The organism is uncultured Caballeronia sp. (genome assembly GCF_964243625.1).
Taxonomy (GTDB): Bacteria; Pseudomonadota; Gammaproteobacteria; order Burkholderiales; family Burkholderiaceae; genus Caballeronia.
On record NZ_CAXTGZ010000029.1, the window covers coordinates 1 to 22,611 of the forward strand.

At 61.1% G+C, this 22,611-nt stretch carries 18 protein-coding genes and 1 pseudogene; 12 read left to right on the plus strand and 7 right to left on the minus strand.

Annotated features, from left to right (window positions below; translation table 11 throughout):
* The coding region (locus ACFFAR_RS03500) for a PepSY domain-containing protein (RefSeq protein WP_375507524.1) at positions 1–1,854 on the minus strand (1,854 nt) is incomplete at its 3' end.
* Positions 1,855–2,221: 367 nt separating this feature from the next.
* On the opposite strand from ACFFAR_RS03500, the gene ACFFAR_RS03505 reads away from it, so the two are divergent.
* The 5 genes from ACFFAR_RS03505 (at position 2,222) to ACFFAR_RS03525 (ending at position 8,162) form a co-directional block, all read left to right on the plus strand.
* Positions 2,222–3,124 (plus strand): YihY/virulence factor BrkB family protein, encoded by a 903-nt coding sequence (locus ACFFAR_RS03505; protein ID WP_062001992.1) that lies wholly within the window; start codon positions 2,222–2,224, stop codon positions 3,122–3,124.
* Positions 3,125–3,192: 68 nt separating this feature from the next.
* The gene (locus ACFFAR_RS03510; protein ID WP_174363267.1) at positions 3,193–4,128 is read left to right on the plus strand and encodes a LysR substrate-binding domain-containing protein; all 936 of its coding nucleotides are present in this window, start codon (positions 3,193–3,195) and stop codon (positions 4,126–4,128) included.
* 75 nt (positions 4,129–4,203) lie between these two features.
* Entirely contained in the window at positions 4,204–5,610 is a 1,407-nt protein-coding gene (tcuA, locus tag ACFFAR_RS03515) for an FAD-dependent tricarballylate dehydrogenase TcuA (protein WP_174363266.1), read from the plus strand.
* Positions 5,597–6,772, plus strand: coding sequence for a tricarballylate utilization 4Fe-4S protein TcuB (gene tcuB, locus ACFFAR_RS03520; RefSeq protein ID WP_174363265.1), 1,176 nt, complete (start codon positions 5,597–5,599; stop codon positions 6,770–6,772). Before tcuA ends, tcuB begins: the two co-directional genes overlap by 14 nt.
* 64 nt (positions 6,773–6,836) lie before the next feature.
* Positions 6,837–8,162, plus strand: a complete 1,326-nt coding sequence (locus tag ACFFAR_RS03525) for a tricarballylate/proton symporter TcuC (RefSeq protein ID WP_174363264.1) — start codon at positions 6,837–6,839, stop codon at positions 8,160–8,162.
* A gap of 121 nt (positions 8,163–8,283) precedes the next feature.
* On the opposite strand, the gene ACFFAR_RS03530 is transcribed toward ACFFAR_RS03525, so the two are convergent.
* Both ACFFAR_RS03530 and ACFFAR_RS03535 read right to left on the minus strand, forming a co-directional pair.
* Positions 8,284–8,865 carry a DJ-1/PfpI/YhbO family deglycase/protease gene (locus ACFFAR_RS03530; protein WP_174363263.1) on the minus strand — a complete coding sequence of 194 codons (582 nt, stop codon included), beginning with the start codon at positions 8,863–8,865 and terminating at the stop codon, positions 8,284–8,286.
* Positions 8,866–8,963: 98 nt separating this feature from the next.
* Complete coding sequence (locus ACFFAR_RS03535; protein ID WP_375507525.1) at positions 8,964–10,154, minus strand: amidohydrolase family protein; 1,191 nt, start codon at positions 10,152–10,154, stop codon at positions 8,964–8,966.
* A 150-nt stretch (positions 10,155–10,304) separates the two neighbouring features.
* On the opposite strand from ACFFAR_RS03535, the gene ACFFAR_RS03540 reads away from it, so the two are divergent.
* Complete coding sequence (locus ACFFAR_RS03540; protein ID WP_174365665.1) at positions 10,305–11,432, plus strand: aminotransferase; 1,128 nt, start codon at positions 10,305–10,307, stop codon at positions 11,430–11,432.
* 2 nt (positions 11,433–11,434) lie between these two features.
* On the opposite strand, the gene ACFFAR_RS03545 is transcribed toward ACFFAR_RS03540, so the two are convergent.
* Together ACFFAR_RS03545 and ACFFAR_RS03550 are read right to left on the minus strand one after the other, a co-directional pair.
* The gene (locus ACFFAR_RS03545; protein ID WP_375507526.1) at positions 11,435–12,325 is read right to left on the minus strand and encodes an amidohydrolase family protein; all 891 of its coding nucleotides are present in this window, start codon (positions 12,323–12,325) and stop codon (positions 11,435–11,437) included.
* Between the two features lie 10 nt (positions 12,326–12,335).
* A complete protein-coding gene (locus ACFFAR_RS03550) occupies positions 12,336–13,577 on the minus strand; it encodes an MFS transporter (protein WP_075358472.1) in 1,242 nt (413 codons plus the stop codon).
* 115 nt (positions 13,578–13,692) lie between these two features.
* Between ACFFAR_RS03550 and ACFFAR_RS03555 the strand changes: the two genes are divergently transcribed.
* The 3 genes from ACFFAR_RS03555 to ACFFAR_RS03565 all read left to right on the plus strand — a co-directional run bounded on the left by ACFFAR_RS03555 (position 13,693) and on the right by ACFFAR_RS03565 (position 17,783).
* Positions 13,693–14,613 carry a LysR family transcriptional regulator gene (locus ACFFAR_RS03555; protein WP_375507527.1) on the plus strand — a complete coding sequence of 307 codons (921 nt, stop codon included), beginning with the start codon at positions 13,693–13,695 and terminating at the stop codon, positions 14,611–14,613.
* Positions 14,614–14,706: 93 nt separating this feature from the next.
* Positions 14,707–16,104, plus strand: coding sequence for an NtaA/DmoA family FMN-dependent monooxygenase (locus ACFFAR_RS03560; RefSeq protein WP_174363893.1), 1,398 nt, complete (start codon positions 14,707–14,709; stop codon positions 16,102–16,104).
* Between the two features lie 272 nt (positions 16,105–16,376).
* A complete protein-coding gene (locus ACFFAR_RS03565) occupies positions 16,377–17,783 on the plus strand; it encodes a sigma 54-interacting transcriptional regulator (protein WP_375507528.1) in 1,407 nt (468 codons plus the stop codon).
* Positions 17,784–17,797: 14 nt separating this feature from the next.
* Here ACFFAR_RS03565 and ACFFAR_RS03570 read toward each other — a convergent pair whose 3' ends face one another.
* The gene (locus ACFFAR_RS03570; RefSeq protein ID WP_375507529.1) at positions 17,798–17,959 is read right to left on the minus strand and encodes a hypothetical protein; all 162 of its coding nucleotides are present in this window, start codon (positions 17,957–17,959) and stop codon (positions 17,798–17,800) included.
* A gap of 159 nt (positions 17,960–18,118) precedes the next feature.
* Here ACFFAR_RS03570 and ACFFAR_RS03575 point away from each other — a divergent pair.
* Together ACFFAR_RS03575 and ACFFAR_RS03580 are read left to right on the plus strand one after the other, a co-directional pair.
* Positions 18,119–18,421: pseudogene (locus tag ACFFAR_RS03575) on the plus strand (polysaccharide deacetylase); the annotation flags it as partial.
* A gap of 75 nt (positions 18,422–18,496) precedes the next feature.
* Entirely contained in the window at positions 18,497–19,222 is a 726-nt protein-coding gene (locus tag ACFFAR_RS03580; RefSeq protein ID WP_174363892.1) for an SDR family oxidoreductase, read from the plus strand.
* Between the two features lie 26 nt (positions 19,223–19,248).
* Here ACFFAR_RS03580 and ACFFAR_RS03585 read toward each other — a convergent pair whose 3' ends face one another.
* The gene (locus ACFFAR_RS03585) at positions 19,249–20,379 is read right to left on the minus strand and encodes a glycosyltransferase (RefSeq protein WP_174363891.1); all 1,131 of its coding nucleotides are present in this window, start codon (positions 20,377–20,379) and stop codon (positions 19,249–19,251) included.
* A 444-nt stretch (positions 20,380–20,823) separates the two neighbouring features.
* On the opposite strand from ACFFAR_RS03585, the gene ACFFAR_RS03590 reads away from it, so the two are divergent.
* On the plus strand, positions 20,824–22,611 hold a 1,788-nt coding region (locus ACFFAR_RS03590), incomplete at its 3' end, for an autotransporter-associated beta strand repeat-containing protein (protein ID WP_375507530.1).

The following is a 22,611-nucleotide window of genomic DNA, read 5'->3' on the forward strand; positions in this document are numbered from 1 at the left end:
CGCCGGATCATTATGCGGATAGATCTCGACGATATCGCCCGCTGTCCAGCCCGGCGACGTTGCCGCGTTCACTTTCAGCCGCACATGATGCACGCCGCCGCCCTGGCTGCCGGGATTCAGAAGCTTGCGTTGCGCCAGCGTCCACGACTGAACCGGCGCCTCTTCCCACCCTGCCACGGTGGCCGCGCCAAGCGCTGTCAACTGCCGGCGCCAGCGCTGTTCGCTTTCGTCATCGCGGCCGTTCATCTCGATGCGCTCGAACAATCTGCGCGCGCCCGCCTTCGTCAGCCATTCATCGACCTGACGGCCAAAGTGGCAAAAGTCCGGGTATTCGCGGTCACCGAGCGCGAGCACCGCGTAGCTGAAGCCGCCGCTCGGCGCGGGGCGCGCCATCATCTGGCGGACGAATGAACGGGCGCGGTCGGGCGCCTGGCCATCACCATAGGTGCTCACCACAAAAAGCACGCAGCGGGCTGCGGCCAGCGACACGGAATCGAGTGCAGAGATAGGCAGGCAGCGGGCAGCTCTTCCCGCCGATGCAAACGCCGCCGCGCTCATGCTCGCGATACGCTCGGCGGTGCCGGTCTGGCTGGCGTGAACGATCAGCAGATCGCTGTTGGCGTGACTCGTGGCGAATGACGGCAAGGGCGCAATGGCGTCGGCTTCACGACGCTTGCGGCGCCGGCCGAGATAAAGCAGCCAGCCAGTAATGGCGAAAAGCGGCATCGTCAGGCTGCACAGCATGACGATAACCCGCCCTGGAACGCCAAACACGGCCCCGCTGTGCAACGTCAACATGCTTGTGCCGATGACCTTGTTGATCGGACGATTTGCGTAGAGATCGGTGGCCTTGAGCGAACCGGTCGCGGCGTCGAATGTGAACCGGTCCATGAGGCCGCCTCGCAACGGTCCGTCGAACCGTTCTATGGATACCGCTCGGCCATCGCGCGAAACCGTCAGCGACGCGCGTCCGAAATCCCGACCGACGCGCTGGACGAAGGTTTGCCAGGCGGGGTCAAAGGAAATCGCACGGCTCGAATCCATCGCTTTAGGCGCGCCTTCCACGCCCCGTTTTTTACGCGATCCCGCTGCACGCGGTGCATCGCCCTTCGCGTCCGCGAGCGCTTCCTTCGGCTTGCGATCCGCCGCGGGCGCACGACGTGTCTCCTCGATACCCAGCGCCTTGCTCGCCAGATCGTGATACCAGCCGTATGACCACCACAAGCCGGTCATCGCGCTCATCAGGTAACACAAGACCATCCATCCACCGATCACCGCATGCAGCGACCGATAGAGATTACGCCCCGTGCGCTTCAGGTCGAGCACGAACCACGCGCGCCAGTCGAGCGGCTTGCGCGGCCATCTGAGATACAGCCCGGACAACGCGAAGAATATGAGCGAAAAAGCGGCGATGCCGGTGATCTGCTTGCCGATCTCGCTGTCGCGCCGCCCTTCGGTGATAGGCAGCGCCAGAAACCGGTGCACGTCTTCTACGAACGAGAAAAAGTCGCTGCCGGCCGCTTTGCCGAGCACGTGTCCGTCGTAGGGATTCGCGTAGAACGTCGCTGCACCGGAGGGCTGGCGCACCCGGAACTGGACAGCTCTTTCCGGATCAGCCGATAACACCAGCGGCCTGATTTCCTCGCCCGGCAATTGCGCGCGGAGGCTCGCGAGCAACGCATCGGGCGTCATGAGTTCCGCGCCTTTCGCGACGCTGATGGTGCTGCTGTTCAGCAGTCCGGTGATCTCGTCCTCGAAGCTCATGGTGGCGCCCGTCAGCCCCATGAGCGCCAGCACCAGTCCCACTGTGACGCCGAGCAGCCAGTGCACTTGAAACAGAATTCGACGCGTCATTGAAATACCTGCAGTCCCTGTCCAGTTCCGGCGTTCATAAATAGTCTTACGATTGGCTTCAAACCTGTTTTTTGATCCAGGCTTACAGTTTTATAAGCATTGGTCGGCGCCAGGCGCGACCCAATATGGCGCTCGGCGATGTGAGCGTGACGACGCACAGCGTGGAACATCGGTCGGCAACGGCCAGAGCGCAAAAGCTCTTCGATTTCAGAATGGGAATGATTCTCGTTTATTTTAACGACCTGCTGTCCCCATGCGCAACAGATTTAAGCCGATCCCGTGCGAACGTGTCCAAGCAAGGCCCAGGACTTGCGGAATCGTGCTCGGGCCATATACCTGGCAGACGGCCGGGGCATCTGGAGGGCATATGCAACTCATTCGCTACCGCACGCTCAGGACGATCGCCGATCACCCAGGCGCGTTCGCCTTGCAGGTTCTAAAAGCCTTTCGCGCGAATCAGGGCATGTTGCTCGCGGGTGCGGTCGCGTATTACGCGCTGCTTTCCATCGTGCCGCTGCTGATCCTGGTCGTGATCGCGCTTTCACATGTGATCGACCGGCATGTGCTTCTCGACACGCTTTCTCATCTGCTCGAATGGCTCGTGCCGGGGCAGGCAAAAGCTATCGTCAAGGAGCTTGCAAACTTCCTCGCGCATCGGGCGGTGATCGGCTGGGTGCTGCTTTGCACGATGATCTTCTTCAGTTCGCTCGCCTTCACCGTGCTTGAAAACGCCATGTCGGTGATCTTCGTGCATCGGGTGGCAATACGTCGGCGGCATTTCCTGATATCCGCGTTGCTGCCTTACTGCTACAGCCTGTCGCTTGGCGCAGGCGTGTTGCTTGTCACGCTCGTATCGACAGGATTACAGGCGGTGGGCGCACATAGCGTCGATATCTTCGGCGTCGAAATCTCGCTTGGCGGCGCATCGCGCGTGCTGCTTTACCTGTTCGGATTCGCGGGCGAGGTGTTCGTACTGACATCGATCTATATGGTGATTCCGGTCGGACGTCCGCGTTTCAGGCACGCGTTGTTCGGCGCGGTTGCCGCTGCCTTGCTGTGGGAAGTCACGCGTCACGTACTGGTCTGGTATTTCGCCACGCTCTCGCAGGTGAGCGTGGTGTATGGATCGCTGACGACCTCGATTGTCGTCCTGTTCAGCCTCGAAGCCCTCGCGACATTGCTGCTCTTCGGCGCCCAGATGATTGCGGAATACGAACGGCTGCACGCAGGCACAACCGAGCTTCGGCCCAGATCGTTCCGAACGAGCTAACAACGGCCCGGACCAGCTCATCCCGGCGATAATGCGCGGACATCAGAACGGATCTGCAAGGAGACCCTTTGGAACTGCGCCAGCTTCGCTATTTCGTCCGTGTGATCGAACATGGCAGCATGGGCCGTGCGGCGATGGAACTTGGCGTAGTGACGTCGACCCTCAGCCAGCAGATCAGCCGGCTTGAAAGCGAGCTGTCCACGCGGCTCCTGCAGCGCACCGCCAACGGCGTGGTGCCCACCGACGCAGGCCTCGCGTTCTGGCGTCAGGCGCAACTGGCGCTGCGTCATGTCGATGACGCCGCCCACGCCGCACAGCACGCGCGCCTTTCCGGTCATGTCAGCGTCGGCATGGCGCCGAGCACAACGGGCGTGCTCGGTCTCGCGTTCATGCGCGCGATGCGCGAGCGTTATCCCGATGTACGCCTGCGCATGGTTGAAAGTCTGTCGGGCCATTTGTCCGTCATGCTGAACGCGCGCCAGATCGACCTCGCGATCCTGTTCCAGAGCGACAACATCAAGCGCTTCAGCGCGACGCCTTTGCTCGACGAACGTCTGTTCGTGATCGCAGCCGCGAGTTTCGAGCCGATGCCAAAGACCAGGACCACGAAGCTCGCGCACATCGCGAAGTTGCCGATGATCCTCCCAAGCGGCCCGCACGGCCTGCGTTCGCTGCTCGACACGGCGTTTGCGCGTGCCAGTATCGAGCCGAATATCGTGGCGGAAATCGATGGCCTCGCCATGCTCATGGACGCGGTCGGAGGCGGTCTGGGCCTGACGATCCAGCCAGGCGCCGCGCTGGCCCGCCGCGACCTGGCCTCGTTCCGCGCGCTCCCAATCAACGAGCGTTACATGGTGCGTCCAAACCAGCTCGTCAGTCTTTCCGACGACGAGCTCTCGCCCGCCGGCCTCGCGGCGCGCGTAGTTCTCGCCGATGTCGCGCGAACGCTCGTCACCGGCGGACAATGGACAGGCGCCACATTGCCGCCTCTTCACGATTCGTGAAGACCCGTTGCCTGCCGCCTGCTGGCGGCCGAACACCGCACGTCCTACACTCCGGAGATTGGAGGAGACATCACAATGGTGGACGTATTGGTGATAGGCGGCGGCAACGCGGCTTTGTGCGCGGCTTTGATGGCCCGCGAGGCGGGCGCGTCCGTGATGCTGCTCGAATCTGCGCCGCGTGAGTGGCGCGGCGGCAATTCGCAGCACACGCGCAACTTGCGCTGCATGCACGACGCGCCGCAGGACGTGCTGATCGATGCGTATCCGGAAGAGGAATACTGGCAGGACCTGCTCAAGGTCACGGGCGGCATCACCAATGAACCGCTCGCCCGCCTCGCAATCCGCGAATCGTCGACATGCCGCGACTGGATGCGCAAACACGGCGTGCATTTCCAGCCACCGTTGTCGGGCGCGCTGCATGTCGCGCGGACCAACGCGTTTTTCATGGGCGGCGGCAAGGCGCTCGTCAACGCGTATTTCCGCAGCGCGGAAGCGCTGGGCGTCCAGGTTCGATACAACGCGCCGGTGGATTCCATCGAACTGGATGGCGACCGTTTTGTTGCTGCGCGGATTGGCGATGAGCGTATTGAAGCGCGCTCGTGCGTGCTGGCCGCGGGCGGCTTCGAATCGAATCGCGAGTGGCTGCGCGAAGCATGGGGCCAAATCAACGGCGAATGGGTCGCCGACAATTTCCTGATTCGCGGCACGCGCTTCAACATGGGCGTGCTGCTCAAATACATGATCGATGCCGGCGCGGATTCCATCGGCGATCCGTCGCAATCGCATTGTGTCGCGATCGACGCCCGTGCACCTCTATACGACGGCGGCATCTGCACACGGGTGGATTGTGTGTCGCTCGGCGTGATGCTGAACCGCAACGCCGAGCGTTTCTACGATGAAGGCGAGGACTTCTGGCCCAAGCGTTATGCCATCTGGGGCCGGCTCGTTGCACATCAGCCGGGACAGATCGGTTATTCGATCATCGACTCGAAAGCGATCGGCCGCTTCATGCCGCCCGTCTTTCCCGGCACGAAAGCGAACACGCTCGGCGAACTCGCGCGTGCCATGAATCTCGACGAAGCGAAGTTCATCGATACGATCCAGACCTATAACGCCGCCTGTCGCGTCGGCAAATTCGATCACGCCGTCCTTGATGATTGCCATACCGAAGGCCTCACGCCCGCGAAGACACACTGGGCGCAGCCCATCGACAAACCGCCCTTCTACGCCTTCGCGCTTCGCCCCGGCATCACGTTCACGTACCTCGGTCTCAAGGTGAACGAGAACTCCGCCGTGCATTTCGGCGGCAAGCCGAGCCCCAACCTTTACGTTGCGGGCGAGATGATGGCGGGCAACGTGCTCGGCAAGGGTTATACGGCCGGCGTCGGCATGGCGATCGGCACGGCATTCGGCCGGATTGCAGGAACCCAGGCCGCGCAGGCGGCTTTGAAATTGAAGGAAGCCAGTCATGCAGTCGCTTGAAAACCTGACGCGCGAGGCGAGCGCGCTTGCACTGAACGAAGTTCCCATCACGTTTGCAAAACCGATGTCCGTGGCCGAAGGCGAAGTCAGCCGCATCATGCAGATCTGCAATGCGTGCCGCTATTGCGAGGGCTTTTGCGCCGTCTTCCCCGCGATGACCCGCCGCCTCGAGTTCGGCCGCGCCGACGTGCACTTCCTTTCGAATCTCTGCCACAACTGCGGCGCGTGTCTGCACGCGTGCCAGTACGCGCCGCCCCACGAATTTGGCGTCAATGTGCCCAAGGCGATGGCCGAAGTGCGTTTGCAGACTTACGTCGACTACGCATGGCCGGCAGGTTTCGGCGCGTTATACAAGCGCAACGGCCTGACCCTGGCACTGGCGCTCGCTGGTGGTCTGGCACTTTTCCTGATCATGACGATGGCGCTCAAAGGCTCGCTGCTCTTGCCGCCGCTCGCCGGAAACTTCTATGCGGTGTTCCCGCACAACACGCTCGCGCTGCTCTTCGGCATCGTATTCGTGTTCGCGATGATCGCGCTCGGCGTCGGTGTCCGGAAGTTCTGGCGCAATGAGGATCCGGGCGCGATGTCGGCCGAAGCCATCGGTGAAGCGACGCACGACGTGCTGAGCCTGCGTTATCTCGGCGGCGGCCATGGCGAAGGCTGCAACAACGCCGACGATGCATTTTCCCTCGCCCGGCGCCGCTTTCATCACCTCACGTTCTACGGTTTCATGCTGTGTTTTGCATCGACGTGCGTGGCTACGCTCTATCACTATCTTCTCAAGCTCGAAGCGCCTTATGCGATCAGCAGCGTACCGGTCGTACTCGGTTCGCTGGGTGGTCTCGGCTTGCTGGCGGGACCTGCCGGTTTGTTGTGGCTGAACCTGAAGCGTCATCCGCAGCACGGCGACGTCGCGCAAAAGCCGATGGACCGCGGTTTTATCGCGTTGCTGTTGTTGACCAGCGCGAGCGGTCTCGCACTGTTGATTCTCCGCGATACGTCCATGATGGCGTTATTGCTGGCCGTCCACCTTGGCATTGTGATGGCGCTGTTCCTGACGCTGCCGTACGGGAAATTCGCGCACGGGATTTATCGCAGTGCAGCACTTTTGAAATGGGCCGTGGAAAAACGCCAACCGAGTAAACTGCTGGTCGATGACTAATGCAACATGGGGCCCGTCGAGCCTATGATGGCCGGCGTGGCAATAAAAAAATCCAGGAGACGACATGGCAACCGGAAACGAATTTCAACCGCAGGCGCTGGGCGCGAGCGCGCCGAGTGTCTCGAAGCTGGGCGCGGTTTTGCGCGTCACCAGCGGCAACTTCCTCGAACAATTCGATTTCTTTCTGTTCGGGTTCTACGCGACTTATATTGCCAGGACGTTCTTCCCGGCTGCCAGCGAATTTGCGTCGCTGATGCAGACGTTCGCTGTCTTCGGCGCCGGATTCCTGATGCGTCCGTTGGGCGCGATCGTGCTTGGCGCGTACATCGATAAAGTCGGACGCCGGCGCGGCCTGATCGTCACGCTTTCCATCATGGCAAGCGGCACCATTCTCATTGCCTGCGTTCCGGGGTTTGCGACCATTGGCTTGCTGGCTCCGGCGCTGGTGCTCCTCGGACGTTTGCTGCAAGGGTTTTCGGCGGGCGCCGAACTCGGCGGCGTGTCGGTCTATCTCGCGGAAATGGCGACGCCTGGAAAGAAGGGGTTTTATACGTCGTGGCAATCTGCCAGCCAGCAGGTCGCAATCGTCGTCGCTGCAGCCCTGGGTTATGCGCTGAACAGCATGCTTTCGCCGCCGCAGATTGCCGGCTGGGGATGGCGCGTGCCGTTTTTCATCGGCTGCATGATCGTGCCGTTTCTCTACATTCTGCGCCGCTCGCTGCAGGAGACCGCCGAATTCAAGGCGCGCCGTCATCACCCGGCAACCGGTGAAGTCTTCCGTTCCATGCTCACGAACTGGAAGACCGTGATTGCCGGCATGTTGATGGTCGCGATGACCACCACCACCTTCTATCTGATCACCGTCTACACGCCGACCTTCGGCCGCGCCGTGCTGCACCTGAGCACGTCGGACAGTCTGATCGTGACGCTGTTCGTGGGGGTGTCGAACTTTATCTGGCTGCCGATCGGCGGCGCGATTTCGGACCGGATCGGACGCAAGCCGGTGCTGCTGTTTGTATCGGCACTGGCGATCATCACGGCTTACCCGGCGCTTTCGTGGCTTGCGCACGATCCGAGTTTCCTGCGCATGCTTGGCGTGCTGTTGTACTTCTCGTTCTTCTTCGGCGCTTACAACGGCGCGATGGTCGCCGCGCTGACTGAAGTGATGCCGGTCGATGTTCGCGTGGCGGGTTTCTCGCTGGCGTTCAGCCTGGCAACGGCGATCTTCGGTGGCTTCACGCCGGCGGTATCGACGTATCTGATCCAGACGACCGGCGATAAAGCCGCACCAGCTTACTGGCTGATTTTTGCGGCAGTGTGCGGGTTTATCGCTACGCTGGCATTGTATAAGCGCGGTGGAGCAGCCGAGTTGCAGGCGAAGCTGGGATAAGGAGTTGATGACGCGCGGCCGATGTTTATTCGGGCCGCGCGAGTGGTGCAATTGCAGTGCCGGCCCGACTGCCCGTAACGCCGACGCGCCTGCCGCCCGCCAGCGCCCTCCAGCATCGCGCCTAAAGCTTGATTTCCGTCCCAAGCCGCGTCAGGAACTGCGCAAGCCATTGCGGATGCGCAGGCCACGCGGGCGCGGTAATGAAATTGCCGTCAGTCACTGCGCTGTCCACGGGAACGTCCGCATACTCCCCTCCCGCAAGACGCACTTCCGGCGCGCAAGCGGGATACGCCGAAATGCGCTTGCCGCGAATCACATCCGCGGCGGCGAGTAATTGCGCCCCATGACAAACAGCGGCAATGGGTTTTTCAGCATCGGCGAAATGCCGGACGATTTCGATCACACGATTGTTCAGGCGCAAGTACTCGGGCGCGCGTCCGCCGGCAATCATCAACGCGTCATAACTGGCTGGATCGGTGTCGTCGAAACTCGCGTTCAACGCAAACAGATGTCCGGGTTTCTCCGTATAAGTCTGGTCCCCCTCGAAGTCATGAATCGCGGTCTTGATCTTGTCACCGCTCTTCTTGCCGGGGCAGACCGCATGCACGGTGTGACCGACCATCTGCAGCGCCTGGAACGGCACCATCGTTTCATAGTCTTCCGCAAAATCGCCGGTCAGAAACAGAATCCTCTTGGCTGCCATCTTGTTCTCCCATCGAAGAAATCACGCAGGAAACCGGTCCGCGTGAACCGGCGCTCGCTGATATCTTAGCTTGTACGGGATGCATCAGGCCCGATGTTTCAGGCCAGCATTGCGCCATTGCGTGCCACGACTTTTCCATTCGATACAACCAGCTTGCGCACCGGCCGCGCCACGACCGCATGAGCGACAGTGGCGGCATCGACGAGAACCAGATCCGCACGCGCGCCGACGTGCAATCCATAGTCCGCAAAGCCGCACGCGTGTGCGCCGAGCGTGCTGACGCAATCGAATGCGAGTGCGAGGTCGACGTCCCGACGCAGATCGTGCCGCATGGCCACGAACATCGCGCGTTCGAGCATGTCGGGCGAGCCGAACGGCGTCCATGTATCGCGTATGCCGTCGTTGCCCGCGAAGAGCGTCACGCCCGCTTCAATGCAAGCTCGCAGCGACGGCACCGGTACCGAGGGCGGCGCGGTCGTCAGGAGCGCGACGCTCAGTTGCGCGATTCTTGCGAGCAGCACATCACGCTCGCGATCGGGCAACATGCCGAGGCAAAACGCATGACTGATCACCACGCGACCCTGCATGCCCAGCGCCTCGACGCGATCGAGCAACAGCTTGATGGTGAATGCGCCAACTTCACCTGGCTCGTGAAGATGGATATCGACGGGCTTCTGGTAACGATCCGCGATCGCAAACGTGGTGTCGAGCGACTTGACCGGGTCCTGGTCGATCAGCGCGGGATCGAGCGCGCCCAGTATGTCGGCGCCTGACTTCAGCGCGTCGGCGAGCAACGCATCGGTTCCCGGGCGGCGCAGCATGCCCGATTGCGGGAACGCAACGATCTGGATGTCCGCAACGCCCGCGAGCGTTTCACGCGTTTCAAGCACGCCTTCGAGATGCTCGAGGCCGGCGTCGGTGTCTACGTCCACGTGCGTCCTGATGCGCGTTGTTCCAGCGGCAACGAACGCACGGGCGAGCGCGAGGGATTGCTTGCCTGCATCATGTCCCGAGCCTGCACGCCACGAGCGTTCATTCTCGATTCTGTCTACAAGCCTCGGACCGACTTCGTTCCGATACCACGGCAGCCCCCAGTTCGTCTTGTCGAGATGCGTGTGGCCTTCCACGAATCCCGGAAGCACAAGTGCGCTCCCGCCGTCTTCCACCACCACGTCTGCATCGCGCGGAAGATTGGCTCCAATCGCTTCGATACGCCCGGCGCTGATTGCGATATCGACGGACGCGCCATCAGAAAAGCGAACGTTACTGATCAAGAAGCTCGGGTTCACGGAATCTCCTGACATGACGTTGAGCGAAGCAAACCGTGAGTGTGTCATAAGAGTCAGTGCGTCGAAGGTAACGCGCGTTCCAGATCTTCAGCCTGCATGGAATTTGAAATACACTCGGTCAACCGAACGCGTTGATTTGCGGAGAAACGAATGAAGATCAAGGACTTTCTGGTCGAGCGCTGGATGGACCGGTACGAGCATGAGGCGCGCTATAACCTTGCTGAAACCTGCGTCGAATCGCTGACCGTCGATCAGTTGCTGACGCTGACCGGCAAGCAGGACAGCATCATGGACGAACTGCGCCCCATGAAGCTGACCTATGGCGCGATCGAGGGTTCGGACCGGTTGCGCGCGAATATCGCTGCGCTCTACGACCATCAAACGCCGAAGAACATTTTGGTGACACATGGCGCGATCGGCGCAAACGCATTGGTGTATGAAACGCTGATCGAGCCTGGTGACCGCGTGATCGCCGTGCTGCCCACATACCAGCAGCACTATTCGATACCCGAGAGTCACGGCGCGGATGTACACACCCTGACGCTGCGGGAAGAGAACGGCTTTCTTCCCGATCTCGACGAATTGCGCACACTCGCGAGCCCCGCAACGAAGCTGATCGCCATCAACAACCCGAACAATCCAACGGGTTCGCTGATGGACGAAGCGTTTCTCAAAGAGGTGGTCGCCATCGCGCGATCGTGTGGCGCGTACTTGCTGTGCGACGAGGTTTATCGCGGAACGAATCAGGAAGGTTCGGGATTCACCGCGTCAGTCGCGGACCTCTACGAACGCGGCATCAGCACAGGCAGCATGTCGAAGACGTGGTCGCTAGCCGGGCTGCGCCTGGGATGGATCGCCGGTCCGGTCGATCTCATCCGGGCCGTGTGCATTCATCGCGACTACAACACCGTCAGCGTGGGGATGATCGACGATCATCTTGCATCAGTAGCGCTGGAAGCGAAAGACAGGATCCTCGCGCGCAATCACGCGATCACACGGACCAATCTCGCAACACTCGATGCATGGATCCAGCAGGAACCGCTGGTCTCGTATGTCAAGCCGAAAGCCGCGACTGTGTGCCTGCTCAAGTTCGATGTGGACATGTCATCGACTGAATTTTGTACATCGCTGATCGACGCGACGGGCGTCATGCTCACGCCGGGCAGCGCGTTCGAAATGGAAGGTTATGTGCGGATCGGCTTCGCCAATCCACTGGATGTGCTGGAACAGGGACTCGAACGTGTATCGGATTTTCTCAAGGACATCGTGCGCAAGTAACGCTATCCGAACCGGTACAGCTCGCCGGCCGAACCCGTGAGAATGATCTCGCGCTGCGCCGCGTCCGGCACCCATCGGTCGAGCGCGCGGCGGGTTGCATCGTAGTCGGTGAATTGCTGGTGCTGCGTATGCGGCCAGTCGCTGCCCCAGACAAGCCGCCCGGGCGTGTATGCATCGATCAACGCGCTTGCCAGCCGCCCGCCGGCCGCAACGCCTGAATCATTCACCGCGCTCCTGTAAGCCGCCGATAACTTCACCCACACGCGCCCCGTTCCCCCGATCGAGAGCAAATAGCGAAAGCCCGGGTCGCGCTCGACGGTTTGCGGATCAGGCCGCCCGAAATGATCGACTACGACCGTGCAGCCCTGCTCCAACAGCGGCTCCACGACATCACGCAGATCCGCTGCCTGACGATGCACCTCGACATGCCACCCAAGCGCATTGACGCGGGCGAACAACCGCTGCCAGTCAGGCGCGCGAAGGTCGGGGATCGCCAAGCCGATCAGGTTCAGCCGCATTCCGACCACACCCGACCGATCGAGCGATACCAGCCCGGCGTCGCTCACGCTGCAATCCACCACGGCCACGCCGCGAAAACGCAACGGGTAGCGCCGCATCACATCGATAAAAAAGCGGTTGTCCGTGCCGAGGAAACTCGGCTGGACCAGCACCGCGTGCGACACGCCGTTCGCTAGCAAATGACCGGCGTAGGCGTCGAGCGTGGCATCGTAATCTGGCGCATGGCGGCGCTGCGGCGCGAGCGGCAATCCGCGGACGAACACATGGGCGTGGCTGTCGATGGCCGTGATCTGCTCCGCGCCCGTCTCATACCAGCGCTCGGCCATGCAGGTCTCTTGCGTTTGCATAAGTGGAATCCGTTGATCGGCGTTCATCCGACGTTAATCACGCATTGACCGCGACCGTCGCGATCCGCCGGTTCTTCGTCTCGGGCAGCATCAGCGCGGCGACCACGACAAGGCCGTAGGCAACTCCGGCGTCGATACCGAGCGCCGAACCAAGCGGCATGGAGTTGCCCATGTGACCGACCAGCACCGGAAAACCCGCCGAAACGATCCGCCCGAAGTTGTAGCAAAAACCCACGCCTGTGCCGCGAATGCCCTGCGGATAAAGTTCGTTGAAAAGCGCGCCAAGCGTTGCCGGGATACCTGCCGAGAAGAGCCCGAGCGGGAAGCTGAGCAGCAGCATGGCGGTGTCTCCCATCGGCAGGAAGACGTAGAGGTTGACCGTCGCCACGCAGCACACGGCAAACAGGATCACGTTGAGCTTGCGGCCAATGCGGTCCTGCAACCACGCGCTGACAAAACATCCGCAGATGAACGCCGCGATCACCACCGCGAGATACCCGCCGGTTCCCAGGACGGACAGATGCCGCTCGGTCTTGAGATAAGTGGGCAGCCACGTGGTGATCGCGTGATATCCGCCGTGCGCGCCCACGCCGATCAACGCGCCCACGATGGTCGAGCGGATCACGGATTTATCGAAGATATGGGTGGCCGGAGGAAGCGCCCCGCCGGATGCCTTTGCGGCGACCGGAACACGCGGAGGCTCGACCACGTTACGGCGCAAATAGAGCACGAGCCCGGCCGGAATCACGCCTATGGCAAACAGCAGCCGCCACGCCCATTCCGGGGATACGAACGAGAACACGACGGTATAAAGCAGCACCGCGCCCGCCCAGCCGAAACCCCAGGCGCTTTGCACGATGCCCATCGCCTTGCCGCGATGTTCAGCGCGCATGGTCTCGCTCAGCAGCACGGCGCCCGCGGTCCATTCGCCGCCGAAGCCGATGCCTTGCAGCGCCTTCAAGGCCAGCAACTGCTCGAAGTTCTGCGCGAATGCGCAGAGGAAAGTGAAAAGCGAGAACCAGATCACCGTGATCTGCAGCGCGCGCACGCGCCCGTAGCGATCCGACAGCATGCCCGCAAGCAATCCGCCGAGCGCGCCGGCCACCAGCGTCGCGCCGCCGATCAACCCCGCCTGCCCCTTGCCGATACCCCACGTCACCAGCAGGGTCGGAATCACGAGGCTGAACAGTTGCGTGTCGATGCCGTCCAGCGCCCATCCCGCGAAGCAGCTCCAGAGCGTGCGCTTTTCCGTCGGCGATATTTCGCGGTACCAGTTCATTGTCGTCTCCTGATTGTATTTTCCGGGCTTCTTGCAACGGCCGATGAAACCCATTCTAGGGATCGGAGGGATAAAGAACTATGATGCAAGTGATCATCTTTCATATCGTTTTAATATGGACACGCGCAACCTGAAGTATTTCCTGGCCGTCGCCGACGCGGGCAGCGTCACCCGCGCCGCCGATCACCTGAACATCGCCCAGCCTGCGCTGAGCCAGGCGCTCACGCGCATGGAAAAGGATCTGGGCGTCAAGCTCTTCAGCCGCACGCGGCGCGGCGCCGACCTGACTGCGGCGGGACTGGCGATCGTCGAGGACGTGCGCATGAGCGTCGCGAGAATCGATGCCGCCTCGCACCGGGCGCGCGAAATCGGCGCGCAGCGAGCGGGACGGCTGACGGTGGGTTTTGCATCGGCGGCGCTTTTTGCAGTGCTGCCCCGCGCGATTGCGGCACTGCGCGCATCCGTTCCCGACGTCGATCTCGTGCTGCGCGAGATGAGCAACGCCGAGCAGACAAGCGCGCTTGAAACGGGAGAAATCGATATCGGCCTGTTGCACACGCCGGCGCCTGTTGCCGGGAAAATGCACGAGAAGCTGATCGCGCGCGAACAGTTGATCGCGGTGTTGCCCGAAAATTTTCCGCTGGGCGCAAACGGCGCGGTGTCGCTGAGCGAACTCGCGCCGCATGGCCTGGTATGGTTTCCTCACGGGCAATTGCCGGGTGTTCGTGCGGGGATCTTGAGCGCGTTCCGGCAAGCCGGTTGCGCGGTAGAAATCGTGCAGGACGCCAACCGTTCGCTGACGGTCCTCGCGTGCGTGGCTGCCGGATGCGGCGTGTCCCTGTTGCCGCGTTCGGTGCGCGCGCTGCAATTCAGCGGCGTGCGGCTTTGCGAAATTTCGGACGGCGCCGCGCTGCCACCCTTCGAGTTGAGCGCCGTCTGGCCTGCGCGCGCACGTACCACGCTTGCCGACCGGTTTGCGGGCCTCATCGAAGCGTACCCGGGCGAAAAGAAACGCAGCGTCCGCAGTCATGGATAATAAATATCAAATTGATGGTTCGCCGGCGATCCTGACCGTGCGATGCTATCCGCCCTTTGCGCCCTTCATCCGTCGTTTTCCGCGAGGACTCCCGTGAGCAAGAAAAAGATCCTTTTGAACGCGTTCGACATGAATTGCGTGGGCCATATCAATCATGGCCTCTGGACGCATCCACGTGACCGCTCGACCGATTACCGCAAGCTTTCATACTGGACCGACCTTGCAAAGCTGCTCGAAAAAGGACTGTTCGATGGCCTCTTCATTGCGGACATAGTCGGCGTCTACGATGTCTATCAGCAATCGGCCGATCTGACCTTGAAGGAGTCGGTCCAGCTTCCCGTCAACGATCCCATGATGCTGGTCTCGGCCATGGCCGCGGTCACGCGCAACCTTGGCTTCGGCATTACGGTGAACCTCACGTACGAAGCGCCCTACCTGCTCGCACGACGTTTCTCCACGCTCGATCATCTGAGCGACGGGAGGATTGGCTGGAACATCGTGACCGGGTACCTGGACAGCGCGGCGCGCGCGATGGGCCTGACCGGGCAGATTGCACACGATGAACGCTATGACCGCGCCGACGAATATCTCGACGTGCTCTACAAGCTCTGGGAAGGAAGCTGGGAAAACGACGCCGTGGTCCGCGATCGTAAAACGCGCGTCTTCGCCGATCCTGCGAAAGTGCACAAGGTGGATCACCACGGACGCTATTACGACGTCGAGGGTTACCACCTTTGCGAACCCTCGCCGCAACGCACGCCGGTGCTCTTCCAGGCGGGATCATCGGGCCGAGGACAGGCATTCGCCACGCGTCATGCGGAGTGCGTGTTTGTATCGAGCCAAAGCAAGCCCGGCACGAAAAAGCTCGTCGATGCACTGCGCCAGCAAGCCGCCGATGCCGGCCGCACCCCTGCCGACCTGAAGATCTTCATGGGCATTACCGTCGTGGTCGGCCGCACGCATGCCGAAGCCGAAGCAAAATTTGCCGAATATGCGCACTACGCAAGTCCCGAAGCCGGACTGGCGCATTTCGCGGCGGGAACAGGTACTGACTATTCGATCTTCAATCCCGACGACGAAATCCAGCCGCCAGGCGCTCCGAAGAGCCGCGGCATCGAATCATCCGTGCAGCGCGTAACCGATGGCCAGTCCGGCTGGACCGTGCGGCGTCTGCTCGATCAGTTGCGGCTTGGCGGACGTTATACGACCATCGTAGGCGACCCGGTCGAAGTAGCCGATGCGCTCGAATCCTGGGTGAATGAAGCGGGCGTAGACGGTTTCAACCTGACCCGTACGGTGACGCCGGAGAGCTACGAAGATTTCATCGACCTGGTGATTCCCGAACTTCAGGCCAGGGGCATTTACAAAACCAGCTACGCCGACGGCACGTTTCGCGAAAAACTCTTTGGGGGCGCCGCGCATTTGCCGCAGGAACACGCGGGTGCATCGTTTCGCAATCTGTCGACGAAATCCGCCGGATCAGCGGAATAATTCTGTCTCGACGCATCCAGATCCCGGAACCTGCCGTATTCTTTAGACAAGTTCAATTCCACGGGTTTATGGAGCTTTTGGAAAGGGTTTCCCCTGCGACGCGCCTCTAACCGGAGGCGCGCTTCTTCTTTCAAGTTTCCAAGCAAACAGTCGTTATAAACAGGAGCACGCGTTTCAACACCGCGTCAACACGCCAATTCGCGAGCGACACAACGCGTGCCACCCATGGTTTTGGTGGCATTATTCGTTGTAACCAACCGGTGTAATTTTTCATGGCAGCGTTTCCGTCGAGTCCCAGGCATCTTTATTACGTAGGCGATCCCTTGACGCTCGAGGTTCGCTCTCTGATGGACGCGCGCGGGTGGACGGTCAGAAATTCCGAATTGGGTCGTGACCTGGAGAGTTTTCCATCGAATGCGAGTGGCGGCCTGCTCGATTTTTCGTCCCGCAACGTCCAGTTGAACTTGCGCCTGGCCGAAACAATGCTGTCGATCAAGACCATCGGGTGGGTTGCGTTGCTTACGCCCATCCAGCTCGATAACGAAACAATCCGCCGCCTCGTGCGCGACTTCTGCTTCGATTACGTCACGCTCCCCGCTTCCGGCGAACGCATCCTGAATGCGCTCGGACATGCTTACGGCATTGCTGCCTTGCACGATGCAGGCTCGCGCAGCGGTGTGGTGGGCGGCACGCACGGCAATGTGAACGCCATGGGCAGCAGCGACGCCGAAGGCGAAATGATCGGCTCGTGCGACGCCATGCTGGCGTTGTTCCGAGCAATCCGCAAGGTCGCCATCACCGACGCGCCGGTTTTCATTTCCGGTGAATCCGGCACCGGCAAGGAACTTACGGCCGCGGCCATTCACCGGCATTCCACGCGGCGCGACCAGCCTTTCGTCGCGATCAATTGCGGCGCGATCCCCACGCATCTGCTGCAGTCCGAGTTGTTCGGCTACGAACGCGGCGCGTTCACGGGCGCGAACCAGCGCAAGATCGGCCGTGTGGAAGCGGCGAATGGCGGTACGCTTTTCCTTGATGAAATTGGCGACCTGCCGCTCGAAAGCCAGGCAAGCCTGCTGCGCTTCCTGCAGGAGCGCAAGGTCGAACGGCTGGGCGGACACGGCTCGACTTCTGTCGATGTCCGCATCATTTCCGCCACGCACGTCGAGATGCAGACGGCCATGGTCGAAGGCCGGTTTCGCGCCGACTTGTACCATCGTCTATGCGTGCTTCAAATCGATGAACCGCCGCTACGGGCTCGCGGCAAGGACATCGAATTGCTCGCGAAACACATGCTCGAGCGCTACAAGAAAGACGCGCATCGGCCGCTGCGCGGTTTCGCACCTGATGCCATTGCGGCGCTGCATAACTACTCCTGGCCGGGCAACGTGCGCGAGCTGATCAACCGCGTGCGGCGCGCGATCGTCATGGCAGAGGGACGCCTGATCGGCGCGCATGATCTGGAGCTTGGCGAATTCGCCGAACCGGCCCCAACGTCACTTGCGCAAGCACGCGAAGCCGGAGAACGGCAGGCGATCGAAATGGCGTTGCTCAGGAATCGCGGACGTCTGGGCGAAGCCGCGAAAGAGCTCGGCGTGTCACGCGTGACCCTGTACCGGATCCTGTCGGCATACAGCATGCGCGATGCGACGACATCGCCGGGCGTGGATGTCGAATAGAAACCCGCTGGTCGTCAGTCCGGCCAGCGTGTCCTGACGTTCATCGCCGACGACCATTGGAGAGAACAAAAGTCTCTGCATTGCGCGATCGCCTGATAGGCCCACCCGATCACCAGAACGAGTAACAGCCCGCCCAGCTTTTCGTCGTTGTGCATTTCATCCCCCGGTTGTTTCAACGGCCTGTCCTCGCAGGCATAACCATAAGCATACTTACTAATTCTTATCGCTCTGTTCGCTAGCGCTCAAGAAAACGTCCATCTTTTGCATAGCGTCGTTCAAGCCTTTCCCCAGCGCCATGCGTCACGCAACCGTTCCCGCAAATAGTCGATGAATCCCCGCACCCGCGGCGCAATAACGACATCCTGCTGGTCGAGGGACGTAACTATTCGCCCGATAAATTCCTTGAACAGATCAAGCTCGACTTCGATCAGCTTTACGACGAAGCCGGTACGCGTCGCCGCATGATGTCCGTGAGCGCGCACGACCGGATCAGCGGTTCGCCGCAAATGGTCCGGGTGTGGGATGAGTTCCTGCGTTATGCGAAAAGCCGGCCCGATGTCGCGTTCATGCGCAAGGAAGACATTGCCCGGTACGTGCTGCAAAGTCCGCTCACGCTGCGTGAGACGGAAACCATCTGATCGAACCTGGCCGCAGCCTTCCGGCGTTTTAATTCCGGGGCTGCAGTTCAGGGGCTGCAATAAAGGAGTCTGGAAATGAATACATTTGCATCGAAGAACATATTGATCGTCGGCGGAAGTTCGGGCATTGGCGCCGCCACCGCGAAAGCCTTCGCCGAACTCGGGGCGCACGTGACGATTGCCTCGCGTAACCAGGAGAAGCTGGATGCAAGCGCGGCGGAGATCAAATCGAGTATGGGATCAACCGTGGACACGGCTGTATTGGATACCGGCGACGAAGCCGCCGTTGAACGTTTCTTTGCAGAGACGGGACCGTTCGATCACGTGGTGGTATCGGCGGCTCAAACGCCGGGCGGTCCTGCACGCACGCTCGCACTCGCCGATGCCTACGCTGCCATGGACAGCAAGTTCTGGGGCGCATATCGCGTCGCACGTGCCGCGAAAATCACCGACGGCGGTTCGCTCACGCTTATCTCTGGCTTCCTGAGCGTGCGGCCAAGCAAGAGTTCGGTGCTGCAAGGCGCGATCAACGCCGCGCTGGAGGCGCTGGCGCGCGGCCTTGCGCTGGAGTTGTCGCCGGTGCGGGTGAATGCGGTATCGCCGGGGATGATCGCCACCCCATTGTGGTCGAAGCTCAGCGACGAAGCACGCCAGAGCATGTTCGATAACGCCGCCGCCCGCTTGCCCGCACGCCGTGTGGGGCAACCGGAGGACATCGCCAACGCCGTGATCTACCTTGCGAGCACAGCGTATGCGACCGGATCGACCGTGCTCGTGGATGGCGGCGGAGCGATTGCGTAGGATTTCGAATCAATCATATGTTCCGGCTATGCCCGGGCCATTGGCGTGACGCTTTCACGCATTGCGGCGTCGCGCAGCATCTGATGCGTGAGCGTGACATGCTGACGCGCGTATCCACGCGTGGTCAGTTCCTTCGATGTCAACTCCTGCTGCGCGCGGCGGATGCGTTCTGTCGTGCCTTCGGGATCGGCGCCTAAAGCGGCAACGGTTTCGCGAAGACTGCGCGGATCGTGGACCGGGACATACGAAACGGCATCGTGCGAGAAGTAGTCGGTGAGCCCGCCAATGTCCGTGGCAACCACCACCTTCCCGGCCATCACGCCTTCCAGCACCACCGTGATACCCGATGCATGATGATTCGGATGCAACGGCACCACGATCACATCGGCCCATTCATAAAGCTTGCGCTGTTCTTCGATACCCGATACCGGCGCCACCACGACGTTATCCGCCGCGCTTGGACGCGAGACCTTGCGCTGCGTTGCAAGCCGTGCCGAGAAACGCGCGTCGTTCTCGAAGGCTTCCATGAACGTCTGCCAGTCCCGATCCCGGTCATTGCCTATCGCGGCAACGCGCAAGGGTTCGTGCGGACGCCACTGCGACACCGGCTGCATGGGGAAGTCGTCCGTGCTGATGCCGTAGAGCACGACCGTTGCTTCGCGGTTCCAGAATTGCTTGACGAGCGCGGCGTTATCGGTGGTGAGCGTCGTGAGCAGATCCGCACGGTTGATCAGCTTCTTGTAGATGGCGCGCTTGAATCCGCTAAGAGACTTCCATACGTCGAGCAACCAGACGCTTTGGGCAAGCAGCAGCGGCTTGGGTCCACGCTTGAGCATCAGCAACAGTGCAGCGGACAGATACTCGCGTTCCGTATGCGTCCAGACAACATCGGACTCGAGCAACGCTGCACGATTGCGAAACGTATGAATCAGGTCACAGCCAAACAGCGCCTTCAGGCCGCGGCGGATGGAGCGCATCGCGCGACCTTCGGGATGATCCTGCGAATACGAAACCGCCACGGATTCAGACTCGGCGTAGTGATAACCGTACAGGCAACCGACGTTGTCATCCTTGCGATAACGGCTCGGATCGACACCGTAATACAAATGAACATGGACCTTCGTCGGCACGCTCGCCACAGTGCTCTTCGATCCCATCTATCCCCCGAATAAAAACGCCTGCCCTGAACGTCGAAACGCTGGCTACGCTGAAAAACGCATCGTACAGGGACCATGTGCATCGTCCAGCACGACGTGCGATGCAACGTAGGGTAGACCACACATCACAACGCCAGCCTCATCTTGTGTTCGGCAACGCGCAAACAAGACGATGAGATTCTGCTAATGGCAATGCGCGCATTGCATCGACACTGACGTGTACGGATCAGACCGTCTCGCTCGTTCCCGAGCCCGTACCCGTCACTCGATTTGACACTGCCTGACACTTATCACGCGCCTATTTGTTTCGCTATAAGCGGCACGGCACATAGCGTCCATCGTTGGATTACTTTTGAAGCACAACTGTTCGCCTTACAACATTCACTGCATGACCCCCGTTGATAAATTCCGCTCGCATTCAGATAACAAACACCGGGGCGTACCATGTCAAATCCTGTTCGTACGCGAGCGATCTCGCTTGCACCGTCGTTGCTGCTCATTCCGTTTCTTCTCAACCCGATTGCTGCGGCAGCCGCGTGCGCAGTGAATGGTCAATACACTGTTTGCAGTGCCGGCTCGCCAGAGACAACGACGATCGGCACGGGCAATGCTCCGGGTAACGACGACCGCACAGTCGTCGTCAAGAAGGGTGCGCTCATCAATACACAAGACGCATCGGCAATCAGTCTCGCCGACCGCGCCAACATCACCGTGAAGTCCGGCGGCACCGTCAGCAACCATGCAGTCGAGTTGCACGGTTTCTACGGCACGGGCACCAACACCATCGAGTTCCAGAACAACGGCACACTGACGGTCGAAGCCGGCGGCAAGGTGCTGTCCAAAGGCACTGAAGACATTGCGGAAGCCGTGAACCTGCAGGGTACGGGCAACGTCATCACGAACAGCGGCCTGATTCAGGCAAAGAACGCCGCGGCCATCTGGTTTCAGAACACGTCGGGCAGCAACACGGTCATCAACACGCAGACGGGCGTGATCGAAGCGCCTGTGAACGCAATCGGATCGAGCGGCGACGGCGCTGTCGATTTCACGAACAAAGGCAAGGTGATCGGCAACCTCCTGTTCTCGGGCGGCGATGACACCATGCGCATCTACACCGGTTCGACGGTGCAAGGCAGCGTCGACGGCGGCACGGGCAACAACCAGTTGATCCTGAGCGGCGCCGGCACCGGAACGCTCGACACATCGGTGAGCGGGTACATTGCCGGCTTCCAGACGCTCATCAAGGACGATACCGGCACATGGACGCTCAACGGCATCCTGCCTGACGTGCAGACGGCGGAAGTCGCGAACGGCAAGCTGATCCTGACCGGCGACAACAGCGCTTACGCAGGACAGTTCACCGTCGACGCCCCCGGCACGCTCGAAGCGCGCGCGCAAAGCCTGCCGTCGGCGATCACGGACAACGGGCTCGTGCGTTTCGCACAGACCGACGATGGCACGTATGCAGGCTTGCTGAGCGGCACGGGTTCCATCGAGAAAACCGGCGCCGGTACATTGACGCTGGCGCCAACGGCGCCCGGCGGAAACACGTATTCAGGCGGCACGTTGATCACGCAAGGCACGGTCAACATCAGTGCCGATAACGCATTGGGCGCTACCGCCGGCGGCGTTACGTTCAACGGCGGCACGCTGCAACTCGGCAACAATCTCGACCTCGCGGCCACCCGTGCAATCACGATCGACGCGAACGGCGGGACCATCGACACGCAGCAGTTTTCATCGACTCTTTCGCAGGCTGTAACCGGCTCAGGCGCATTGACGAAGCTGGGCAGCGGCATGCTCACGATGAACGGCGCAAGCACCTATGGCGACACGAACGTGCTTGGCGGCACCCTTGCAGTCGGCGACGCGCAACACGCGAGCGCGACGATCGGCTCAGGCACGACGACCGTTGCCGACGGCGCGACACTCGGCGGCTTCGGCACGGTCCTGGGCTCGGTGAACAACTCGGGCACGATCGCAGTGGCGAATGCGTTGCCGGCTTTCTCGGCAAGCTCGACAGGCTCGTTCCTGATCCAGGGCAACCTCACGAACAACGCCACGATCAACCTCGCGGCTGCGTCCGGCACGACGGGCAATGTGCTGAACGTCAGCGGCAATTACGTGGGCAACAACGCGAAGCTGATTGTCAACACGGTGATGAACGAAGGCGGCGCAGCATCGAACCAGTTCACGGACAAGTTGGTGATTGGCGGCAATGCAAGCGGCGAT

Bases quoted from the DNA above. Each gene is read 5' to 3' on its own strand.
- ACFFAR_RS03505 (WP_062001992.1), top strand. From the start codon at position 2,222: ATGCAACTCATTCGCTACCGCACGCTCAGGACGATCGCCGATCACCCA.
- tcuA (WP_174363266.1), top strand. From the start codon at position 4,204: ATGGTGGACGTATTGGTGATAGGCGGCGGCAACGCGGCTTTGTGCGCG.
- tcuB (WP_174363265.1), top strand. From the start codon at position 5,597: ATGCAGTCGCTTGAAAACCTGACGCGCGAGGCGAGCGCGCTTGCACTG.
- ACFFAR_RS03525 (WP_174363264.1), top strand. From the start codon at position 6,837: ATGGCAACCGGAAACGAATTTCAACCGCAGGCGCTGGGCGCGAGCGCG.
- ACFFAR_RS03530 (WP_174363263.1), bottom strand. From the start codon at position 8,865: ATGGCAGCCAAGAGGATTCTGTTTCTGACCGGCGATTTTGCGGAAGAC.
- ACFFAR_RS03540 (WP_174365665.1), top strand. From the start codon at position 10,305: ATGAAGATCAAGGACTTTCTGGTCGAGCGCTGGATGGACCGGTACGAG.
- ACFFAR_RS03545 (WP_375507526.1), bottom strand. From the start codon at position 12,325: ATGAACGCCGATCAACGGATTCCACTTATGCAAACGCAAGAGACCTGC.
- ACFFAR_RS03550 (WP_075358472.1), bottom strand. From the start codon at position 13,577: ATGAACTGGTACCGCGAAATATCGCCGACGGAAAAGCGCACGCTCTGG.
- ACFFAR_RS03555 (WP_375507527.1), top strand. From the start codon at position 13,693: ATGGACACGCGCAACCTGAAGTATTTCCTGGCCGTCGCCGACGCGGGC.
- ACFFAR_RS03565 (WP_375507528.1), top strand. From the start codon at position 16,377: ATGGCAGCGTTTCCGTCGAGTCCCAGGCATCTTTATTACGTAGGCGAT.
- ACFFAR_RS03580 (WP_174363892.1), top strand. From the start codon at position 18,497: ATGAATACATTTGCATCGAAGAACATATTGATCGTCGGCGGAAGTTCG.
- ACFFAR_RS03585 (WP_174363891.1), bottom strand. From the start codon at position 20,379: ATGGGATCGAAGAGCACTGTGGCGAGCGTGCCGACGAAGGTCCATGTT.